The sequence below is a fragment of the Pseudaeromonas aegiceratis genome (assembly GCF_046254905.1).
Taxonomy (GTDB): Bacteria; Pseudomonadota; Gammaproteobacteria; order Enterobacterales; family Aeromonadaceae; genus Pseudaeromonas; species Pseudaeromonas aegiceratis.
On the sequence record NZ_CP158016.1, the window covers coordinates 3326735 to 3345099 of the forward strand.

Sequence of the window (18365 nt, forward strand, 5' to 3'; positions counted from 1 at the left end):
ATGTAAGACTCCTTGTGAAAAGCGTGCCATCTTGGTACCAGATTGGTCCCGCCCCCGCAATCATCCAGATAAAAAAAGGGTGGCCCAGGGCCACCCTTTTTTCGAATTGGCTAGTCGAGATTACTCGATAACCTTGGCAACCACGCCGGCGCCGACGGTACGGCCACCTTCACGGATTGCGAAACGCAGACCTTCGTCCATCGCGATCGGGCAGATCAGGGTCACGACCATCTTGATGTTATCGCCAGGCATAACCATTTCCACGCCTTCCGGCAGCTCGATGGTGCCGGTTACGTCGGTGGTACGGAAGTAGAACTGCGGACGGTAGCCCTTGAAGAACGGGGTGTGACGACCACCTTCTTCCTTGGACAGCACGTACACTTCGGATTCGAACTTGGTGTGCGGGGTGATGGTGCCGGGCTTGGCCAGTACCTGACCACGCTCAACTTCTTCACGCTTGATACCACGCAGCAGTACACCTACGTTCTCACCAGCACGGCCTTCGTCCAGCAGCTTGCGGAACATTTCCACGCCGGTACAGGTGGTCTTGGCGGTGTCCTTGATACCTACGATGGCAACTTCTTCGCCAACCTTCACGATACCGCGTTCGACACGACCGGTTACTACGGTACCACGACCAGCGATGGAGAATACGTCTTCGATCGGCATCAGGAACGGCATGTCGATGGCACGTTCCGGCTCGGGGATGTAGCTGTCCAGAGCTTCGGCCAGTTCAACTACCTTCTTTTCCCACTCGGCATCGCCTTCCAGCGCCTTCAGCGCGGAACCGCGGATCACCGGCGTGTCGTCGCCCGGGAAGTCGTATTCGCTCAGCAGTTCGCGAACTTCCATTTCCACCAGGTCCAGCAGCTCTTCGTCATCTACCATGTCGCACTTGTTCAGGAACACGATGATGTACGGTACGCCTACCTGGCGACCCAGCAGGATGTGCTCACGGGTCTGCGGCATCGGGCCGTCGGTGGCAGCTACTACCAGGATAGCGCCGTCCATCTGTGCAGCACCGGTGATCATGTTCTTAACGTAGTCGGCGTGGCCCGGGCAGTCTACGTGGGCGTAGTGACGGGTCGGGGTGTCGTATTCTACGTGAGAGGTGTTGATGGTGATACCACGGGCCTTTTCTTCCGGCGCCTTGTCGATCTGGTCGAAGGCGAAGGCCTTACCACCGTAGGTCTTAGCCAGTACAGCGGTGATGGCAGCGGTCAGGGTGGTCTTACCGTGGTCAACGTGGCCGATGGTGCCTACGTTGAGGTGGGGTTTTGTACGTTCAAACTTTTCTTTAGACACGACGTTGTCCTTCCTAGGTTAATAGCCGCCCACCTGGGGCGGGCGGCATAGATTACTTGGGATTACTTGGCTTTACGCGCTTCAATCACGGTTTGGGCGATGTTGTTAGGCGTTTCAGCGTACTTACCGAACTCCATGGAGTAGGAAGCACGGCCTTGGGTGGCAGAACGCAGATCGGTTGCATAACCGAACATTTCAGCCAACGGCACCAGGGCACGAACGATCTTGCCGGAGGGGCCGTCTTCCATGCCTTCAACCATGCCACGACGACGGTTCAAGTCGCCGATTACGTCACCCATGTAGTCTTCCGGAGTTTCCACTTCCACCTTCATCACCGGCTCGAGCAGCACGGGTTGTGCTTGCATGAAGCCAGCCTTAAAGGCCAGAGAGGCGGCGATCTTAAACGCCAGCTCGGAAGAGTCCACATCGTGGTAAGAACCGAAGTGCAGACGTACACCCAGATCCACCACCGGATAACCGGCCAGCGGACCAGACTTCAGCTGCTCTTGGATACCCTTATCAACGCCAGGGATGAATTCACCAGGAATCACACCACCCTTGATGTCGTTGACGAATTCGTAACCCTTGCCTTCTTCCAGCGGGTACATGTCGATCACAACGTGACCGAACTGACCACGACCACCGGATTGCTTGGCGTGCTTACCAGTGATGTCAGCAGCCTTGGCACGGATGGTTTCACGGTAGGCAACCTGCGGCTTACCGACGTTGGCTTCTACCTTGAACTCACGCTTCATACGGTCAACGATGATGTCCAGGTGCAACTCGCCCATACCGGCGATGATGGTCTGGCCTGATTCTTCGTCGGTCCATACGCGGAAGGAGGGGTCTTCCTGAGCCAGACGGCCCAGGGCCAGGCCCATCTTCTCTTGGTCAGCCTTGGTCTTGGGCTCAACAGCCACGGAGATTACCGGCTCGGGGAATTCCATGCGTTCCAGGATGATCGGAGCGGATTCGTTACACAGGGTGTCACCAGTGGTGACGTCCTTCAGACCGATAGCCGCGGCGATGTCACCGGCACGAACTTCCTTGATTTCTTCACGCTTGTTGGCGTGCATCTGTACGATACGGCCGATACGATCGCGCTTGCCCTTGACGGAGTTCAGCACGCTGTCACCGGAGTTAACCACACCGGAGTAGCAGCGGAAGAAGGTCAGGTTACCGACGAACGGGTCGGTAGCAATCTTGAACGCCAGAGCGGAGAAGGGCTCATCATCGCTCGGGTGACGCTCGGCAGGAGTACCGTCTTCCAGTTGACCTGCGATAGCAGGTACGTCGATCGGTGCCGGCAGGAACTCGATCACGGCGTCCAGCATGGCCTGAACACCCTTGTTCTTGAACGCAGAACCACAGGTAACCAGGATGATTTCGTTATTCAGAACGCGTTGACGCAGGGCTGCCTTCAGCTCGGCCTCGGTCATCTCTTCACCGCCGAGGTATTTTTCCATCAGCTCTTCAGAGGCTTCGGCAGCGGCTTCGATCAGGTTCTGGTGCCACTCGTCGGCAGCGTCTTGCAGCTCAGCCGGAATGTCTTCGTATTCAAAGGTGGTCCCTTGATCTTCTTCATTCCAGTTGATGGCCTTCATCTTGATCAGGTCGATGACGCCCTTGAAGTGTTCTTCGGCGCCAATCGGCAGCTGCAGGGGAACGGCGTTACCCTTCAGACGAGACTTGATCTGTTCAACCGCGCGCAGGAAGTTGGCACCGGTACGGTCCATCTTGTTGATGAAGGCGATACGCGGAACCTTGTACTTGTTGGCCTGACGCCATACGGTTTCGGATTGGGGCTGCACACCACCAACGGCACAGTACACCATGACGGCGCCGTCCAGTACCCGCATGGAACGTTCTACTTCGATGGTGAAGTCAACGTGACCGGGGGTATCGATGATGTTTACGCGGTGCGGTTGGAACTGCTTGCCCATACCACTCCAGAAACAGGTGGTAGCGGCGGAGGTAATGGTGATACCACGCTCTTGCTCTTGTTCCATCCAGTCCATGGTGGCAGCGCCATCATGCACTTCACCGATCTTGTGGTTAACACCGGTGTAGAACAGGATACGTTCGGTAGTGGTAGTCTTACCAGCGTCGATGTGAGCAGAGATACCGATGTTACGGTAGCGCTCAATGGGTGTTGAACGAGCCACGATAGCTATCCTCTTACTAAGGTTGTGCCTTAGGTAATGGCAATATGTGCAGACCCGAAGGTCTGCACAGCGGGATTACCAGCGGTAGTGAGCGAAGGCCTTGTTCGCTTCCGCCATACGGTGCACGTCTTCACGCTTCTTGACCGCGGCACCCTTATTGTCAGCGGCGTCCAGCAGCTCGCCGGCCAGGCGCTGAGCCATAGATTTTTCACCACGTTTGCGGGCAGCTTCAACCAACCAGCGCATTGCCAGGGCGTTGCGACGAACCGGACGAACTTCGACCGGAACTTGGTAAGTAGAACCACCAACCCGACGAGACTTAACTTCGACGGTCGGACGGATATGATCCAGGGCTTCTTCAAAGGTGGTCAGGTGATCCTTGCCACTCTTCTGAGAAATGATATCCAGGGCGCCATACACGATGGCTTCGGAGACGGACTTCTTGCCGTCTACCATTACGACGTTAATGAACTTAGCCAGCAGTTCAGATCCGAACTTGGGATCCGGCAGGATTTTACGCTGACCAACAACGCGACGTCTTGGCATTTTGAATTCTCCGTAACTTCAGGTTTTACCCAAAACTAGAAATAGATTTCTAACTAAACGAATTGATCGTTTGGCCTTACTTAACGGGAATCCATTAAGCCTTAGGCTTCTTCACGCCGTACTTGGAGCGGGATTGCTTGCGGTCTTTCACGCCAGAACAGTCCAGGGCACCACGAACGGTGTGATAACGAACACCGGGAAGGTCCTTAACACGACCGCCACGGATCAGCACAACACTGTGCTCTTGCAAGTTGTGGCCTTCGCCACCGATGTAAGAAGTGACTTCGTAACCGTTGGTCAAACGGACACGGCAAACCTTACGCAGCGCTGAGTTCGGCTTCTTCGGAGTGGTGGTGTACACACGGGTACAAACGCCACGCTTCTGAGGGCACGCTTCCAGCGCAGGAACGTTGCTTTTCACAACTTGCTTAACGCGCGGCTTGCGAACCAGCTGGTTAATAGTTGCCATTAAAAAGCTCCTGATATTAGCTTTACAAACATGTGAAAAATCCTCCCCGCAGAGACGGGGACGCGAAATTCTATGCTCGTCGACCCCATGAGTCAAGATTTAGACAACCTGGCTCACAGACAGCGCCATCATGGGATGGCAGGGGACTCTACTGAGGCAGAATGACGCCGTGATGATCTAGCCCCACAGCAGGGGATTGCCCTCTCGGGCCACGAGATCCACAAAGCCCGCCATGTCGATGACCTCCCCCACCCCGGCCCGCAGCCCGCGGGCCGTCAGGTCCTCCGCCAAAACATAGACCGGGACGGCCAAGGCGGCCAGTTGTGCCTGCCATTGGGGCGCGGCGGCCGCGATCACGGCGTCGCGGCTGAGCAGCAGCTGATCCTGCCCGGGGCGCAGCCGCGACAGGCACTGGGCCAGGGAGAGCAGTTCGAAGGGAGAATGGATGATGTGATAGAGCATGGCCCCTCCTAGAAGATGAGGCGCACCGGATACTGCGCCAGGGTGTCCGCCAAGGCCGCGGCGTCTAGCGCCTGGCCTGGAATGAGAAGGCCGTCGGCCGTCAGCCCCCGGGCCGTCAGGCTGTCCTGGCAAAAATAGATCTGCTCTATGTCATACAGGGGCAGCAGCTTGAAGGAGGGGGCGTGATCGCGGCTCAGCACCTGCGTCGGCACCTGTCCGGCGAGCAACTGATAGAGGCCATCCTCGACGAAGAACACCGCCAGCTCCTCGCTGAACGCCGAGGTGGCCAGCAAGGCATCCAGTCCCTCCCGCCCCCTGGTGCGACCGTGGGGCGAAGTACGAAACACAAAGGCTATCTGGTTCATCGCCCCTCCTAGAACTGCACTAGGCGATCGGCGCCCAAGGCCGCCTCGGCCAGCTGCCCCAAGCCACTGAGCACGAAGGGAGCCGCCAGGTTATACCCGGCCTTACCGGCCTCCTGGGCTTGGGTCGCATCCAGCACACCACGCCGCTGCGCCGCCGCCACGCAGACATCCAGGACAATACCCTGGGCCTCGGCCAAGCTCCGCCACTGGGCCACCAGATCGACCTCATCCGACGCGGGAGACACATAGCCGTTGGCGTTGTACACCCCGTCCTGATAGAAGAACACCTGGCTGAGGCGATGCCCCCGCGCCAACAGGGCCTGGGCAAACAGCAAGGCCTGGGCCGAGGCCTCACTGCCGTAGGGTGGCCCCTGTACCAGCAGGGCGAAGCGCAGCGCGGACATCACTTAGGCCAGGTAAGCGATGGCTTCGACTTCCACCAGCACGTCCTTGGGCAGACGGGCGACCTCCACGCAGGAGCGCGCCGGTGCCGCCTCGCCAAAGTACTGGGCGTAGACCTCGTTGAAGGGGCCAAAATCGTTCATGTCCTTGAGGAAACAGGTGGTCTTGATGACGGTGTCGGCGCTGGCGCCGGCGGCCACCAGGATGGCCAGCAGGTTCTTCATCACCTGTTCGGCCTGGGCGCGGATATCCCCTTCCACCAGGGTCATGGTCTCGGGGATGAGCGGGATCTGGCCGGAGGTGAAGATGAGATCGCCGACCCGGGTGGCCTGTACGTAGGGACCGATGGCGGCGGGGGCGGCGGGGGTGTTGATGACCTGCTTTTGCATCCTTGACTCCTTGCATGACGGATGGGGGCCCAAAGGGCCAAACCTAAGCAAGGTATAAAACCCCCGCCGGGAGCGCAAGGGGCCAAAAACAAAGAACCACCCGCAAGGGGTGGTTCTGCTAACCCGGCCGGGCGATTTAGACCGAGGTACGGATCAGGTAGTCGAAGGCCCCCAGGGCGGCCGTCGCGCCGCTGCCCATGGAGATGATGATCTGCTTGAACGGCACTGTGGTGGCATCGCCGGCGGCAAATACCCCGGGCATGGAGGTGGCGCCCTTGGCATCGATCTCGATCTCGCCGAAGCGGGTCAGGCTGATGTCACTCTCCTTCAGCCATTCGGTGTTGGGCACCAGGCCGATCTGCACGAAGATACCCGCCAGATCCAGCTGCTTGACCTCGCCGCTGCTGCGGTCCTTATAGGCCAGCCCCACCACCTTGCTGCCATCGCCGAGCACCTCGGTGCTCTGGGCATTGAGGATGATGTCGACGTTCGGCAAAGAGCGCGCCTTCTTCTGCAGCACTTCGTCGGCCCGCAGGGTATCGGCAAACTCCACCACGGTCACATGCTCGACGATGCCGGCCAGATCGATGGCCGCCTCGATGCCGGAGTTACCGCCACCGATCACCGCGACCTTCTTGCCCTTGAAGAAGGGGCCGTCGCAGTGGGGGCAGTAGGCCACGCCCTTGGTACGGTACTCGGCCTCGCCGGGCACGTTCAGCTCCCGCCAGCGGGCACCGGTGGCCAGCACCACGGCCCGGCTCTTGAGCTTGGCGCCACTCACCAGATCCAGTTCGACCTGGTCGGCACGGGTCAGCTTGGCCACCCGCTGTTCTGTGATGATGTCCACGCCGTACTGGCGCACATGCTGCTCAAGGCTGGCGGAGAGCTTGGGGCCTTCGGTGTAGGGCACGGAGATGAAGTTCTCGATGCCGACGGTATCCATCACCTGGCCACCGAAGCGCTCGGCCACCAGGCCGGTGCGGATCCCCTTGCGCGCCGCATAGATGGCGGCGGCCGCGCCGGCCGGGCCACCACCGACGATCAGCATGTCGTAGGGGGCCTTCTCGCTCAGCTCGGCGGCCTTGCGCTCGGCCGCTCCGGTATCCAGCTTGCCGACGATTTCCGGCAGCGTCATGCGCCCTTGACCGAAGGGCTCGCCGTTGAGGTAGACATTCGGCACCGCCATGATCTGGCGGGCGTTCACCTCATCCTGGAACAGGGCCCCGTCGATCATGGTGTGGGTGATGTTGGGGTTCAGGGTCGCCATCAGGTTCAGTGCCTGGACCACGTCCGGGCAGTTCTGGCAGGACAGGGAGATATAGGTCTCGAAGTGGAACTCGCCCTTCAGCTGGCGCACCTGCTCCAGCAACGCCGGATCCGCCTTGGAGGGGTGACCGCCGCTTTGCAGCAGGGCCAGCACCAGGGAGGTGAACTCGTGGCCCATGGGGATACCGGCAAAGTGCACGCGGGGTGCCTGGCCGGCGGGGGCCACGCTCAGGGTCGGTTGCCGCGGGGCATTACCCACCTTGAGGGAAATTTTGGCTGACATGCCGGCCACCTCTTCGGCGAGGGCCTGCAGTTCAGCGGACTTGGCTTGATCGTTACCGGACACGCTGAGCTCAATCGGGGTCACAATGTAGTTCAGATAGGTATCCAGTTGCTGTTTCAGATTGGTGTCTAACATGGCGTGTCCTTAGATCTGTAGGTAAGAGGCCGGCTTGCGCCGGCCTCGAAATGGGCTGGGCTGTGGCTTAGATCTTGCCGACCAGGTCCAGAGACGGAGCCAGGGTGGCGTCGCCTTCCTTCCACTTGGCGGGGCAGACTTCACCCGGGTGAGCAGCCACGTATTGGGCGGCCTTCACCTTGCGCATCAGCTCCAGGGCGTCACGGCCGATGCTGCCGGCATGGATTTCGACGATCTGGATCTTGCCTTCCGGGTCGATGACGAAGGTGCCGCGGTCGGCCAGACCAGCTTCTTCGATCATCACGCCGAAGTTGCGGCTGATGACGCCGGTCGGGTCACCCACCATGGGGTACTGGATCTTCTTGATGGTGTCGGAAGTGTCGTGCCAGGCCTTGTGGGTGAAGTGGGTGTCGGTGGACACGGAGTAGATCTCCACGCCCAGCTTCTGGAATTCGGCGTAGTTGTCAGCCAGGTCGCCCAGTTCGGTGGGGCATACGAAGGTGAAGTCAGCCGGGTAGAAGAAGACGACAGACCACTTGCCCTTCAGGTCAGCATCGGAGACTTGGATGAATTCGCCGTTGTGGAAGGCGGTGGCGGTAAAGGGCTTTACTTCAGTGTTGATGTAGGTAGACATGTTTCGCTCCTTGGTAAAAGACCCTCAGACCGTGAGGGATTCGACGGGTTCATAGTAGACTGACTGCAAAATTATGCATAACGGTAAAAACCGACAGCAACAATCGACTCAGTCGATTACTCGGTCGACACCATAGGGAGTCAATCTACCCCAAGTGCATGGCAAATGCATGAACCCAGATAGCAAAAAGGGCCCCGCAGGGCCCTTTGTCTTAGTACCAGTCCACGGCTGGCTTATTCGGCATCGAAGCTGCCGGCGGCGTTGAGCAGATCCGCCAGGTTCTGCTCGGCCTCGTCGGCGGTCACGTGCGGCACATCCTGTTGCTCCAGGGCGGCCTTGCGCTTCTGATGACGGCTCTGGTGGTAGGCAAAGCCCGTACCCGCCGGGATCAGACGACCCACGATGACGTTCTCCTTCAGACCGCGCAGATCGTCGATCTTGCCGGAGACGGCCGCTTCGGTCAGCACCCGTGTGGTCTCCTGGAAGGAGGCCGCAGAGATGAAGGACTCGGTGTTCAGGGACGCCTTGGTGATACCCATCAGCACACGGCGATAGGTCGCCGGACGCTTGCCTTCGGCCTCCAGCTTGCGGTTGGCAATCTTGACCCGGGCCACTTCCACCTGTTCGCTTTCCAGAAACTCGGAATCCCCACCGTCGATGATCTCACCCTTACGCAGCATCTGACGTACGATGACTTCGATGTGCTTATCGTTGATCTTAACGCCCTGCAGACGGTAAACGTCCTGCACTTCGTTGACGATGTAGTTGGCCACCGGGCTGATGCCACGCAGGCGCAGGATGTCGTGGGCTGACTCGGGACCGTCCGCCAGCACTTCGCCCTGTTGCACCTTTTCCCCTTCGAACACGTTGAGGTTACGCCACTTGGGGATCATCTCTTCGTAGACATTGCCACCATCGGTCGGCGTGATCACCAGACGGCGCTTGCCCTTGGTTTCCTTGCCGAAGGAGATGGTACCGGAGATCTCGGCCAGGATGGCCGGTTCCTTCGGCATACGGGCTTCGAACAAGTCGGCCACGCGGGGCAGACCCCCGGTGATGTCCTTGGTACCGCCGGATTCCTGGGGAATACGCGCTACAGCATCACCGACGTTCACCTGGGCACCATCTTCCAGCTGGACGATGGCCTGACCGGGCAGGAAGTACTGAGCCGGCACTTCGGTGCCCGGGATCAGGATGTCCTTGCCCTGCTCGTCAACCAGCTTCACGGTCGGACGCAGTTCCTTACCCTGAGAGCCACGTTCGTTAACATCCAGTACCACAGTGCTGGACAGACCGGTCAGTTCGTCGGTCTGGCGGGTAACGGTGACGCCGTCATCCATGTTTTCGAACTTAATGCGACCGGCCACTTCGGTGATGATCGGGTGGGTGTGCGGATCCCAGTTGGCCACGATCTGACCGGCGGAGACCGGTTGACCGTCCTTCACTTCCAGCACGGAGCCGTAGGGCAGCTTGTGGCTTTCCTTGGTCCGCCCCAGGTCGTCCATGATGGTCAACTCGGAGGAACGGGAGGTGATCACCAGCTTGTCGGCACTGTTGGTAACATACTTGGCGTTTTGCAGCTTGATGTTACCCGTGTTCTTGACCTGCACGCTGCTCTCGGCGGCGGCACGGGATGCGGCACCCCCGATGTGGAAGGTACGCATGGTCAGCTGGGTACCCGGCTCACCGATGGACTGGGCGGCGATAACCCCCACAGCTTCACCGGCGTTGACGATGTGGCCACGGGCAAGATCACGACCGTAACAGTGGGCACAGACGCCGAAGTCGGTTTCACAGGTGATGGCGGAGCGCACCTTGACGCGGTCAACGGAGTAACGTTCCAGCTCGTTACACCACTTCTCGTCCAGCAGGGTGTTGCGGGTGACCAGCACCTCGTCGGAACCCGGCTTGATGACATCTTCGGCCACCACACGGCCCAGCACGCGCTCACGCAGCGGCTCGACCACGTCGCCACCTTCGATCAGCGGCGTCATCCACAGGCCTTCTTCGGTACCACAGTCGGACTCGGTGATCACCAGATCCTGGGCCACGTCCACCAAACGACGAGTCAGGTAACCGGAGTTCGCGGTCTTCAGTGCGGTATCCGCCAGACCCTTACGGGCACCGTGCGTGGAGATGAAGTACTGCAGTACGTTCAGACCTTCACGGAAGTTCGCCACTATGGGGGTCTCGATGATGGAGCCGTCCGGCTTGGCCATCAGACCACGCATCCCCGCCAGCTGACGGATCTGGGCGGCAGAACCACGCGCACCTGAGTCGGCCATCATGAAGATGCTGTTGAAGGAGGCTTGCTCTTCTTCTTCACCCCGGCTGTTGATGGCCTTCTCCTTGGAGAGGTTTTCCATCATCGCCTTGGACACGCGCTCGTTGGCGCTGGCCCAGATGTCGATAACCTTGTTGTAGCGTTCGCCCGCGGTCACCAGACCGGACTGGAACTGGTCCTGGATCTCGGCAACTTCGGCCTCGGCGGCCTCGATGATGTCCTTCTTGGCGTCCGGGATCACCATGTCGTTGATGCCCACGGAGGAGCCAGACAGGGCGGCGTAGTGGAAACCGGTATACATCAGCTGGTCGGCGAAGATGACGGTGTCCTTCAGGCCCAGACGACGGTAGCAGGTGTTCAGCAGCTTGGAGATCGCCTTCTTGCCCAGCGCCTTGTTGGAGACATGCTTGAACCAGTTCTCCGGATGGGCAGCCAGATCGGCCTTCTCGGCGTCAGACAGCACCTTGGGCTCGTCGATCAGCGCATAGTCCATGCCCTTGGGCAGGATCAGCGACAGGATGGAACGACCGACAGTGGTGCTCTTCAGCTCGGTCTTGGCCACCAGCTCACCGGCTTCGTTCTTCACGTATTCGGTGATGCGGCACTTGACCCGGGCATGCAGGGAGGCCAGACCGGCACGGTAGACCTTCTCGGCTTCCTTGGCACCGCTCAGCACCATGCCTTCACCCTTGGCACCGACCTTGGCACGGGTCATGTAGTACAGACCCAGCACCACGTCCTGAGACGGCACAATGATCGGCTCACCGGAGGCGGGCGACAGGATGTTGTTGGTGGACATCATCAGCGCACGGGCTTCCAGCTGGGCTTCCAGGGTCAGCGGTACGTGGACCGCCATCTGGTCACCGTCGAAGTCGGCGTTGAAGGCGGAACACACCAGCGGGTGCAGCTGAATGGCCTTACCTTCGATCAGGGTCGGCTCGAACGCCTGAATACCCAGACGGTGCAGGGTCGGCGCACGGTTCAGCATGACGGGGTGTTCGCGGATCACTTCGTCCAGGATATCCCACACCACGGCTTCTTCGCGCTCGACCATCTTCTTGGCCGCCTTGATGGTGGTGGCCAGGCCGCGGGCTTCCAGCTTGCCGTAGATGAAGGGCTTGAACAGCTCCAGCGCCATCTTCTTGGGCAGACCGCACTGATGCAGACGCAGGGTCGGACCCACGGTGATAACGGAACGACCGGAGTAGTCGACCCGCTTACCCAGCAGGTTTTGACGGAAACGACCTTGCTTACCCTTGATCATGTCGGCCAGGGACTTCAGCGGGCGCTTGTTGGAGCCGGTGATGGCACGACCGCGACGGCCGTTGTCCAGCAGGGCATCCACGGACTCCTGCAGCATGCGCTTTTCGTTGCGGACAATGATGTCCGGCGCAGCCAGATCCAGCAGACGCTTCAAACGGTTGTTCCGGTTGATCACGCGGCGGTACAGATCGTTCAGATCGGAGGTGGCGAAACGGCCACCGTCCAGGGGTACCAGCGGACGCAGGTCCGGCGGCAGCACCGGCAGCACCGTCATGATCATCCATTCCGGCTTGTTGCCGGACAGCAGGAAGGCTTCCATCAGCTTCAGGCGCTTGGTGGTCTTCTTGCGCTTGGTTTCGGAGTTGGTCTGTTGCAGCTCTTCGCGCATCTGGGCGATTTCCTGCTCCAGATCCAGGCCACGCAGCAGCTCCAGGATGGCCTCGGCGCCCATCTTGGCTTCGAACTCGTCACCGTACTCCTCCAGGGAGTCCAGGTACTGTTCTTCGGACAGCATCTGGCCGCGTTCCAGGGCGGTCATGCCGGCTTCGATCACCACGAAGGATTCGAAGTACAGCACCCGCTCGATGTCACGCAGGGTCATGTCCAACAGCAGACCGATCCGGGACGGCAGGGACTTGAGGAACCAGATGTGGGCCACAGGTGAGGCCAACTCGATGTGACCCATGCGCTCACGGCGCACCTTGGTCTGTGTGACTTCAACGCCACACTTCTCACAGATCACGCCACGGTGCTTGAGGCGCTTGTACTTGCCGCACAGACACTCGTAGTCCTTCACCGGGCCGAAGATACGGGCGCAGAACAGACCATCACGCTCCGGCTTGAAGGTGCGGTAGTTGATGGTTTCCGGCTTCTTCACTTCCCCGAAAGACCAGGAGCGGATCATGTCCGGAGAGGCCAGGGCAATCTTGATGCCGTCAAACTCTTCGGTCTTGCTCTGTGCTTTCAAAAACTTAAGTAAGTCTTTCACGTGTGTCTCCCGTCAGGAGTTCAATCATGGCGCCCCGCAGGGCGCCCTTTTCAATCGCGGCACTAAGGGCTGAACCCTTATTCCTCTTCCAGCTCGATGTTGATCCCCAGGGAGCGGATTTCCTTCAGCAGTACGTTGAAGGACTCGGGCATGCCCGGCTCCATGCGGTGATCACCGTCCACGATGTTCTTGTACATCTTGGTACGGCCATTCACATCGTCAGACTTGACGGTGAGCATTTCTTGCAGGGTATAGGCGGCGCCATAGGCTTCCAGCGCCCACACTTCCATCTCCCCGAAACGCTGACCGCCGAACTGGGCCTTACCACCCAGCGGCTGCTGGGTAACCAGGCTGTAGGAACCGGTGGAACGGGCGTGCATCTTGTCGTCCACCAGGTGGTTCAGCTTGAGCATGTACATGTAGCCCACGGTGACCTGACGCTCGAACGGCATACCGGTACGGCCATCGAACAGGGTGATCTGACCGGACTCCGGCAGATCGGCCAGCTTGAGCAGCGACTTGATTTCGCGCTCCTTGGCCCCGTCGAATACCGGGGTCGCCACCGGCATCCCCTTGCGCAGGTTCTCTGCCAGGGTGCGCACGGCATCGTCGGACATGGTGTTGATGTCCACCTGCTGCTTGGTGTGGTCGCCCAGGTCGTAGACTTCCTGGAGGAAACCGCGCAGCTTGGCCAGCTCCTGCTGTTCCTTGATCATGCGGTCGATCTTCTCACCGATGCCCTTGGCCGCCAGACCCAGGTGCACTTCGAGAACCTGACCGATGTTCATACGGGACGGTACGCCCAGCGGGTTCAGCACGATATCCACCGGACGGCCGAACTCGTCGTGCGGCATGTCTTCGATGGGGCAGATCTTGGAGATAACACCCTTGTTACCGTGACGACCGGCCATCTTGTCACCAGGCTGGATGCGACGCTTCACGGCCAGGTAAACCTTGACGATCTTCAGCACGCCCGGCGCCAGATCGTCACCTTGGATGATCTTCAGACGCTTGGCTTCGAACTTGCGATCGAACTCTTCCTTCAGGGCCACGTACTGCTCGGCGATCTGCTCCAGCTCGACTTGCTTGGCTTCGTCGTCGATGGCCTGTTCCAGCCACTTCTTACGATCCATGCCGTCGATCTTGTCGGCAGACACGCCAGAGTTCACCAGCAGGGAACGAGCACGGCCGAAGATACCGTCTTCGAAGATCTTGAACTCTTCGGTCAGGTCCTTCTTGGCATCCCGCAGCTGCATGTCCTCGATTTCCTTGGCACGCTTGTCCTTCTCCACGCCATCGCGGGTAAAGACCTGCACATCCAGGACGGTCCCATAGACGCCGTTGGGCACCCGCAGGGAGGAGTCCTTCACGTCGGAGGCCTTCTCACCGAAGATGGCGCGCAGCAGCTTCTCTTCCGGGGTCAGCTGGGTTTCACCCTTGGGGGTTACCTTACCCACCAGGATGTCGCCGCCTTGCACCTCGGCACCCACGTAGACGATGCCGGACTCGTCCAGCTTGGACAGGGCGGCTTCACCCACGTTGGGGATGTCGGCGGTGATCTCTTCCGGGCCAAGCTTGGTGTCCCGGGCGATACAGGCCAGTTCCTGGATGTGGATGGTGGTCAGGCGATCTTCCTGTACCACGCGCTCGGAGACCAGGATGGAGTCTTCGAAGTTGTAACCGTTCCAGGGCATGAAGGCGACGCGCAGGTTTTGACCCAGCGCCAGTTCACCCAGGTCGGTGGACGGGCCGTCGGCCAGCACGTCACCGGCCATGACCGGCTCACCCATCATCACGCAGGTACGCTGGTTGATGCAGGTGTTCTGGTTGGAGCGGGTGTACTTGGTCAGGTTGTAGATGTCGATGCCTGCTTCGCCGGCAGCCAGCTCATCTTCGTTCACCTTGATCACGATGCGGGAGGCGTCGGCGTAATCCACCACACCACCACGACGGGCCACCACGGTCACCCCGGAGTCAACGGCCACGGCACGTTCCATACCGGTACCCACCAGCGGCTTGTCGGCACGCAGGGTCGGCACGGCCTGACGTTGCATGTTTGACCCCATCAGCGCACGGTTGGCGTCATCGTGCTCCAGGAAGGGGATCAGGGAGGCGGCCACGGAGACCACCTGCTGCGGACTCACATCCATGTACTGGATCTGGTCGGCATTCATGAAGGTGGACTCACCCTTGTGGCGGCACGGTACCAGCTCGTCTACGAGCTTGCCGTTTTCGTCCACATTGGCGTTGGCCTGGGCGATAACGTAGTTGCCTTCCTCGATGGCGGACAGGTATTCCACCTCGTCGGTGATCACGTTGTCCACGACCTTGCGATACGGGGTTTCCAGGAAGCCGTATTCGTTGGTCCGGGAGTAGACCGCCAGGGAGTTGATCAGACCGATGTTCGGACCTTCAGGAGTCTCGATGGGGCACAGACGACCGTAGTGGGTCGGGTGTACGTCACGGACTTCGAAGCCGGCGCGTTCACGGGTCAGACCGCCCGGGCCCAACGCGGAGATACGGCGCTTGTGGGTGATCTCGGACAGCGGGTTGTTCTGGTCCATGAACTGGGACAGCTGGCTGGAACCGAAGAATTCCTTCACCGCGGCGGAGATCGGCTTGGCGTTGATCAGATCCTGCGGCATGACGGCGTCCAGATCGCCCAGAGACAGGCGCTCCTTCACGGCACGTTCCACCCGCACCAGACCTACGCGGAACTGGTTTTCGGCCATTTCGCCCACGGAGCGGATACGTCGGTTCCCCAGGTGGTCGATGTCATCCACTTCATCGTTACCGTTACGGATATCGATGAGCTTCTGCATGACTTCGACTATGTCTTCCTTGGTCAGGATGCCAGGGCCGGTCTGATCGTCGCGATGCAGGCGGCTGTTGAACTTCATCCGGCCCACGGTGGACAGATCGTAGCGATCTTCGGAGAAGAACAGGTTGTCGAACAGCTGTTCGGCGGCATCCCGTGTTGGCGGCTCGCCGGGACGCATCATGCGATAGATTTCCACCAGCGCCTCGAGGCGGTTGCTGGAAGAGTCGATACGCAGGGTCTCGGACATGTAGGCGCCGTGGTCCAGTTCATTGGTGAACAGGACTTCGAATTGCTTGTGACCACCCTGGGACAGGTTGGCCATGGTTTCCAGGCTCAGCGCTGAGTTGGCGGGCACCACCACCTCACCGGTATCGGCATTGACGTAATCCCGGGCAGAGATCTTGCCAACAACATACTCGAGCGGAACCTCAATCTGAGTGACACCGGCTTTTTCCAGTTGGCGAATGTGGCGAGCAGTGACCCGACGGCCCTTCTCAACAACCACTTCCCCACCGGCAATGATGTCAAAGGTGGCGGTTTCGCCGCGCAGGCGTTCCGGCACCAGCTCCATCATCAGCTTGCCTTCTTTGATCTCGAACTTGATGGTCTCGAAGAAGCTCGCCAGGATTTCTTCAGTGGTGAAATCCAGGGCCCGCAGGATGATGGAGGCCGGCAGCTTGCGACGACGGTCGATACGCACGAACAGGTTATCCTTGGCATCGAACTCGAAGTCCAGCCAGGAGCCGCGGTAAGGAATCACCCGTGCGTTATACAGGACCTTACCGGAAGAGTGCGTCTTGCCCTTATCGTGATCAAAGAAGACACCCGGGCTGCGGTGCAATTGGGAAACAATAACCCGCTCGGTACCATTGACGATAAAGGTACCGTTCTCGGTCATGAGCGGAATTTCGCCCATGTACACTTCTTGTTCCTTGATGTCCTTGACAGTTCCAGGAGCCGCTTCTTTATCGAACAGCACCAGTCGCAACTTCACGCGCAACGGCGCGGAGTAGGTCACACCGCGAATTTGACATTCTTTGACGTCAAAGACTGGCTCACCCAGACGATAGCTCACATACTGCAGCGCGGCCGTACCAGAATAACTGGTGATCGGAAAGACGCTGCGGAAAGCTGCCTCAAGCCCGTAAGCCCCTTCCGGGTCGGCTTCGAGGAACTGTTTAAAGGAGTCCAGCTGAATGGACAACAGATAAGGCGTATCCAGAACCTGATCGCGCTTACCGAAGTCCTTACGAATGCGTTTTTTTTCGGTATAAGAGTAAACCATAGGGTTCCTCAGCTCGCTGATAAGTGACCCACTCTGCTCTGCAAAGAGCAGTTCTGATTTGACACCGCTTTGTGGCAGACGGACCGGTTAACAGTCCGTTGCGCCGACCACGGACAAGAGGACGAAACGGTGTGGAAATCCTCTCATCACACAGCGCAAAAGGGCTGGTGAATAAAAATTCACCAGCCCTAGCCTGATTTTTACGTCAGGCCGCGAATCTGTCATTCAACAGATTACTTGATCTCAACGGAAGCACCGGCGGCTTCGAGGTCCTTCTTCAGGGCCTCAGCTTCGTCCTTGGAGACGCCTTCCTTAACCGGAGTCGGAGCGGCTTCTACCAGGTCCTTGGCTTCCTTCAGACCCAGAGAGGTAGCACCACGAACGGCCTTGATGACGGCAACCTTGTTGGCGCCAGCGGCAGTCAGAACTACGTCGAACTCGGTCTTTTCTTCTACGGCTTCAGCAGCAGCAGCCGGGCCAGCGGCAACGGCGGCAGCAGCAGAAACACCGAACTTCTCTTCCATAGCGGAGATCAGTTCAACAACTTCCATTACGGACATGGAAGCAACGGCTTCGATGATTTGATCTTTAGTGATAGACATGACAAAGGTTCCTGTCGTTGAAGTTTTTTAATTAACGAGATCCAGTTACAAGAATTAGGCCGCTTCGGCTTCTTTCTTGTCGCGCAGCGCGGCGAACGTACGAACCAGCTTGCCAGCGGCGGCTTCCTTCATGGTAGCCATCAGCTTGGCGAGTGCTTCTTCGTAGGTCGGCAGCGTGGCCAGACGGTCGATTTGAGCTGCAGGGATGAATTCACCCTGGAACGCACCACCCTTGATGGAGAACTTGTCGTTCCCCTTGGCAAACTCCTTGAACAGGCGAGCAGCAGCGCCCGGGTGTTCGTTGGAGAAAGCGATCAGGGTCGGACCGACAAATACGTCTTTCATGCATTCGAAGTCGGAACCTTCTACTGCGCGGGTCAGCAGAGTGTTACGAACGACGCGCATGTATACGCCTGCTTCACGAGCAGACTTACGCAGAGCGGTCATCTTGGCCACGGTTACGCCGCGAGAATCGGCAGCAACAGCGGACAGTGCGCCTTTGGCAGCTTCGGCGACTTCAGCGACAATTGCCTTTTTGTCTTCGAATCCTAATGCCATTGGCATAACTCCTGGAGATAAAACTGGGCAAGCCCAGCTACTGACATCACCTCCCCTAACGGGGAGCACTGCGGTGGCAGATTCCAGAAGAAAGTAATCTTTCTCGCTGGGTTCCGGCACCGTCTACGCAGGACATTAAGGCT

14 protein-coding genes are annotated in these 18365 nt (G+C 59.2%); all 14 read right to left on the reverse strand.

From position 1 onward, the window contains the following. Positions 1 to 120: 120 nt before the first annotated feature. The 14 genes from tuf to rplJ all read right to left on the reverse strand — a co-directional run bounded on the left by tuf (position 121) and on the right by rplJ (position 18222). Positions 121 to 1305 (reverse strand): elongation factor Tu, encoded by a 1185-nt coding sequence (gene tuf, locus ABHF91_RS15680; RefSeq protein ID WP_409421178.1) that lies wholly within the window; start codon positions 1303 to 1305, stop codon positions 121 to 123. Positions 1306 to 1367: 62 nt separating this feature from the next. Beyond that, complete coding sequence (gene fusA, locus ABHF91_RS15685) at positions 1368 to 3470, reverse strand: elongation factor G (RefSeq protein ID WP_409421179.1); 2103 nt, start codon at positions 3468 to 3470, stop codon at positions 1368 to 1370. 75 nt (positions 3471 to 3545) lie between these two features. Beyond that, positions 3546 to 4016 carry a 30S ribosomal protein S7 gene (rpsG, locus tag ABHF91_RS15690; RefSeq protein ID WP_345011935.1) on the reverse strand — a complete coding sequence of 157 codons (471 nt, stop codon included), beginning with the start codon at positions 4014 to 4016 and terminating at the stop codon, positions 3546 to 3548. A 94-nt stretch (positions 4017 to 4110) separates the two neighbouring features. Beyond that, entirely contained in the window at positions 4111 to 4485 is a 375-nt protein-coding gene (gene rpsL, locus ABHF91_RS15695; RefSeq protein WP_345011937.1) for a 30S ribosomal protein S12, read from the reverse strand. A gap of 177 nt (positions 4486 to 4662) precedes the next feature. Beyond that, positions 4663 to 4947: a sulfurtransferase complex subunit TusB gene (tusB, locus tag ABHF91_RS15700; RefSeq protein ID WP_409421180.1), complete on the reverse strand. Its 285-nt coding sequence runs from the start codon at positions 4945 to 4947 to the stop codon at positions 4663 to 4665. A gap of 8 nt (positions 4948 to 4955) precedes the next feature. Next, positions 4956 to 5312 (reverse strand): sulfurtransferase complex subunit TusC, encoded by a 357-nt coding sequence (gene tusC / locus ABHF91_RS15705; RefSeq protein WP_409421181.1) that lies wholly within the window; start codon positions 5310 to 5312, stop codon positions 4956 to 4958. A gap of 8 nt (positions 5313 to 5320) precedes the next feature. Further along, positions 5321 to 5716, reverse strand: coding sequence for a sulfurtransferase complex subunit TusD (gene tusD, locus ABHF91_RS15710; protein ID WP_409421182.1), 396 nt, complete (start codon positions 5714 to 5716; stop codon positions 5321 to 5323). A gap of 3 nt (positions 5717 to 5719) precedes the next feature. After that, the gene (locus tag ABHF91_RS15715) at positions 5720 to 6103 is read right to left on the reverse strand and encodes a RidA family protein (protein ID WP_409421183.1); all 384 of its coding nucleotides are present in this window, start codon (positions 6101 to 6103) and stop codon (positions 5720 to 5722) included. 136 nt (positions 6104 to 6239) lie between these two features. Further along, positions 6240 to 7787 carry an alkyl hydroperoxide reductase subunit F gene (gene ahpF / locus ABHF91_RS15720; protein WP_409421184.1) on the reverse strand — a complete coding sequence of 516 codons (1548 nt, stop codon included), beginning with the start codon at positions 7785 to 7787 and terminating at the stop codon, positions 6240 to 6242. Positions 7788 to 7854: 67 nt separating this feature from the next. After that, positions 7855 to 8421, reverse strand: a complete 567-nt coding sequence (ahpC, locus tag ABHF91_RS15725) for an alkyl hydroperoxide reductase subunit C (protein ID WP_409421185.1) — start codon at positions 8419 to 8421, stop codon at positions 7855 to 7857. Between the two features lie 233 nt (positions 8422 to 8654). Beyond that, a complete protein-coding gene (rpoC, locus tag ABHF91_RS15730) occupies positions 8655 to 12956 on the reverse strand; it encodes a DNA-directed RNA polymerase subunit beta' (protein WP_409421186.1) in 4302 nt (1433 codons plus the stop codon). A gap of 77 nt (positions 12957 to 13033) precedes the next feature. After that, positions 13034 to 17062 carry a DNA-directed RNA polymerase subunit beta gene (gene rpoB, locus ABHF91_RS15735; protein ID WP_409421187.1) on the reverse strand — a complete coding sequence of 1343 codons (4029 nt, stop codon included), beginning with the start codon at positions 17060 to 17062 and terminating at the stop codon, positions 13034 to 13036. 233 nt (positions 17063 to 17295) lie between these two features. Beyond that, positions 17296 to 17664 (reverse strand): 50S ribosomal protein L7/L12, encoded by a 369-nt coding sequence (gene rplL / locus ABHF91_RS15740; RefSeq protein ID WP_409421188.1) that lies wholly within the window; start codon positions 17662 to 17664, stop codon positions 17296 to 17298. Positions 17665 to 17718: 54 nt separating this feature from the next. Continuing rightward, entirely contained in the window at positions 17719 to 18222 is a 504-nt protein-coding gene (gene rplJ, locus ABHF91_RS15745; protein ID WP_345011957.1) for a 50S ribosomal protein L10, read from the reverse strand. Between the last annotated feature and the right edge of the window lie 143 nt (positions 18223 to 18365).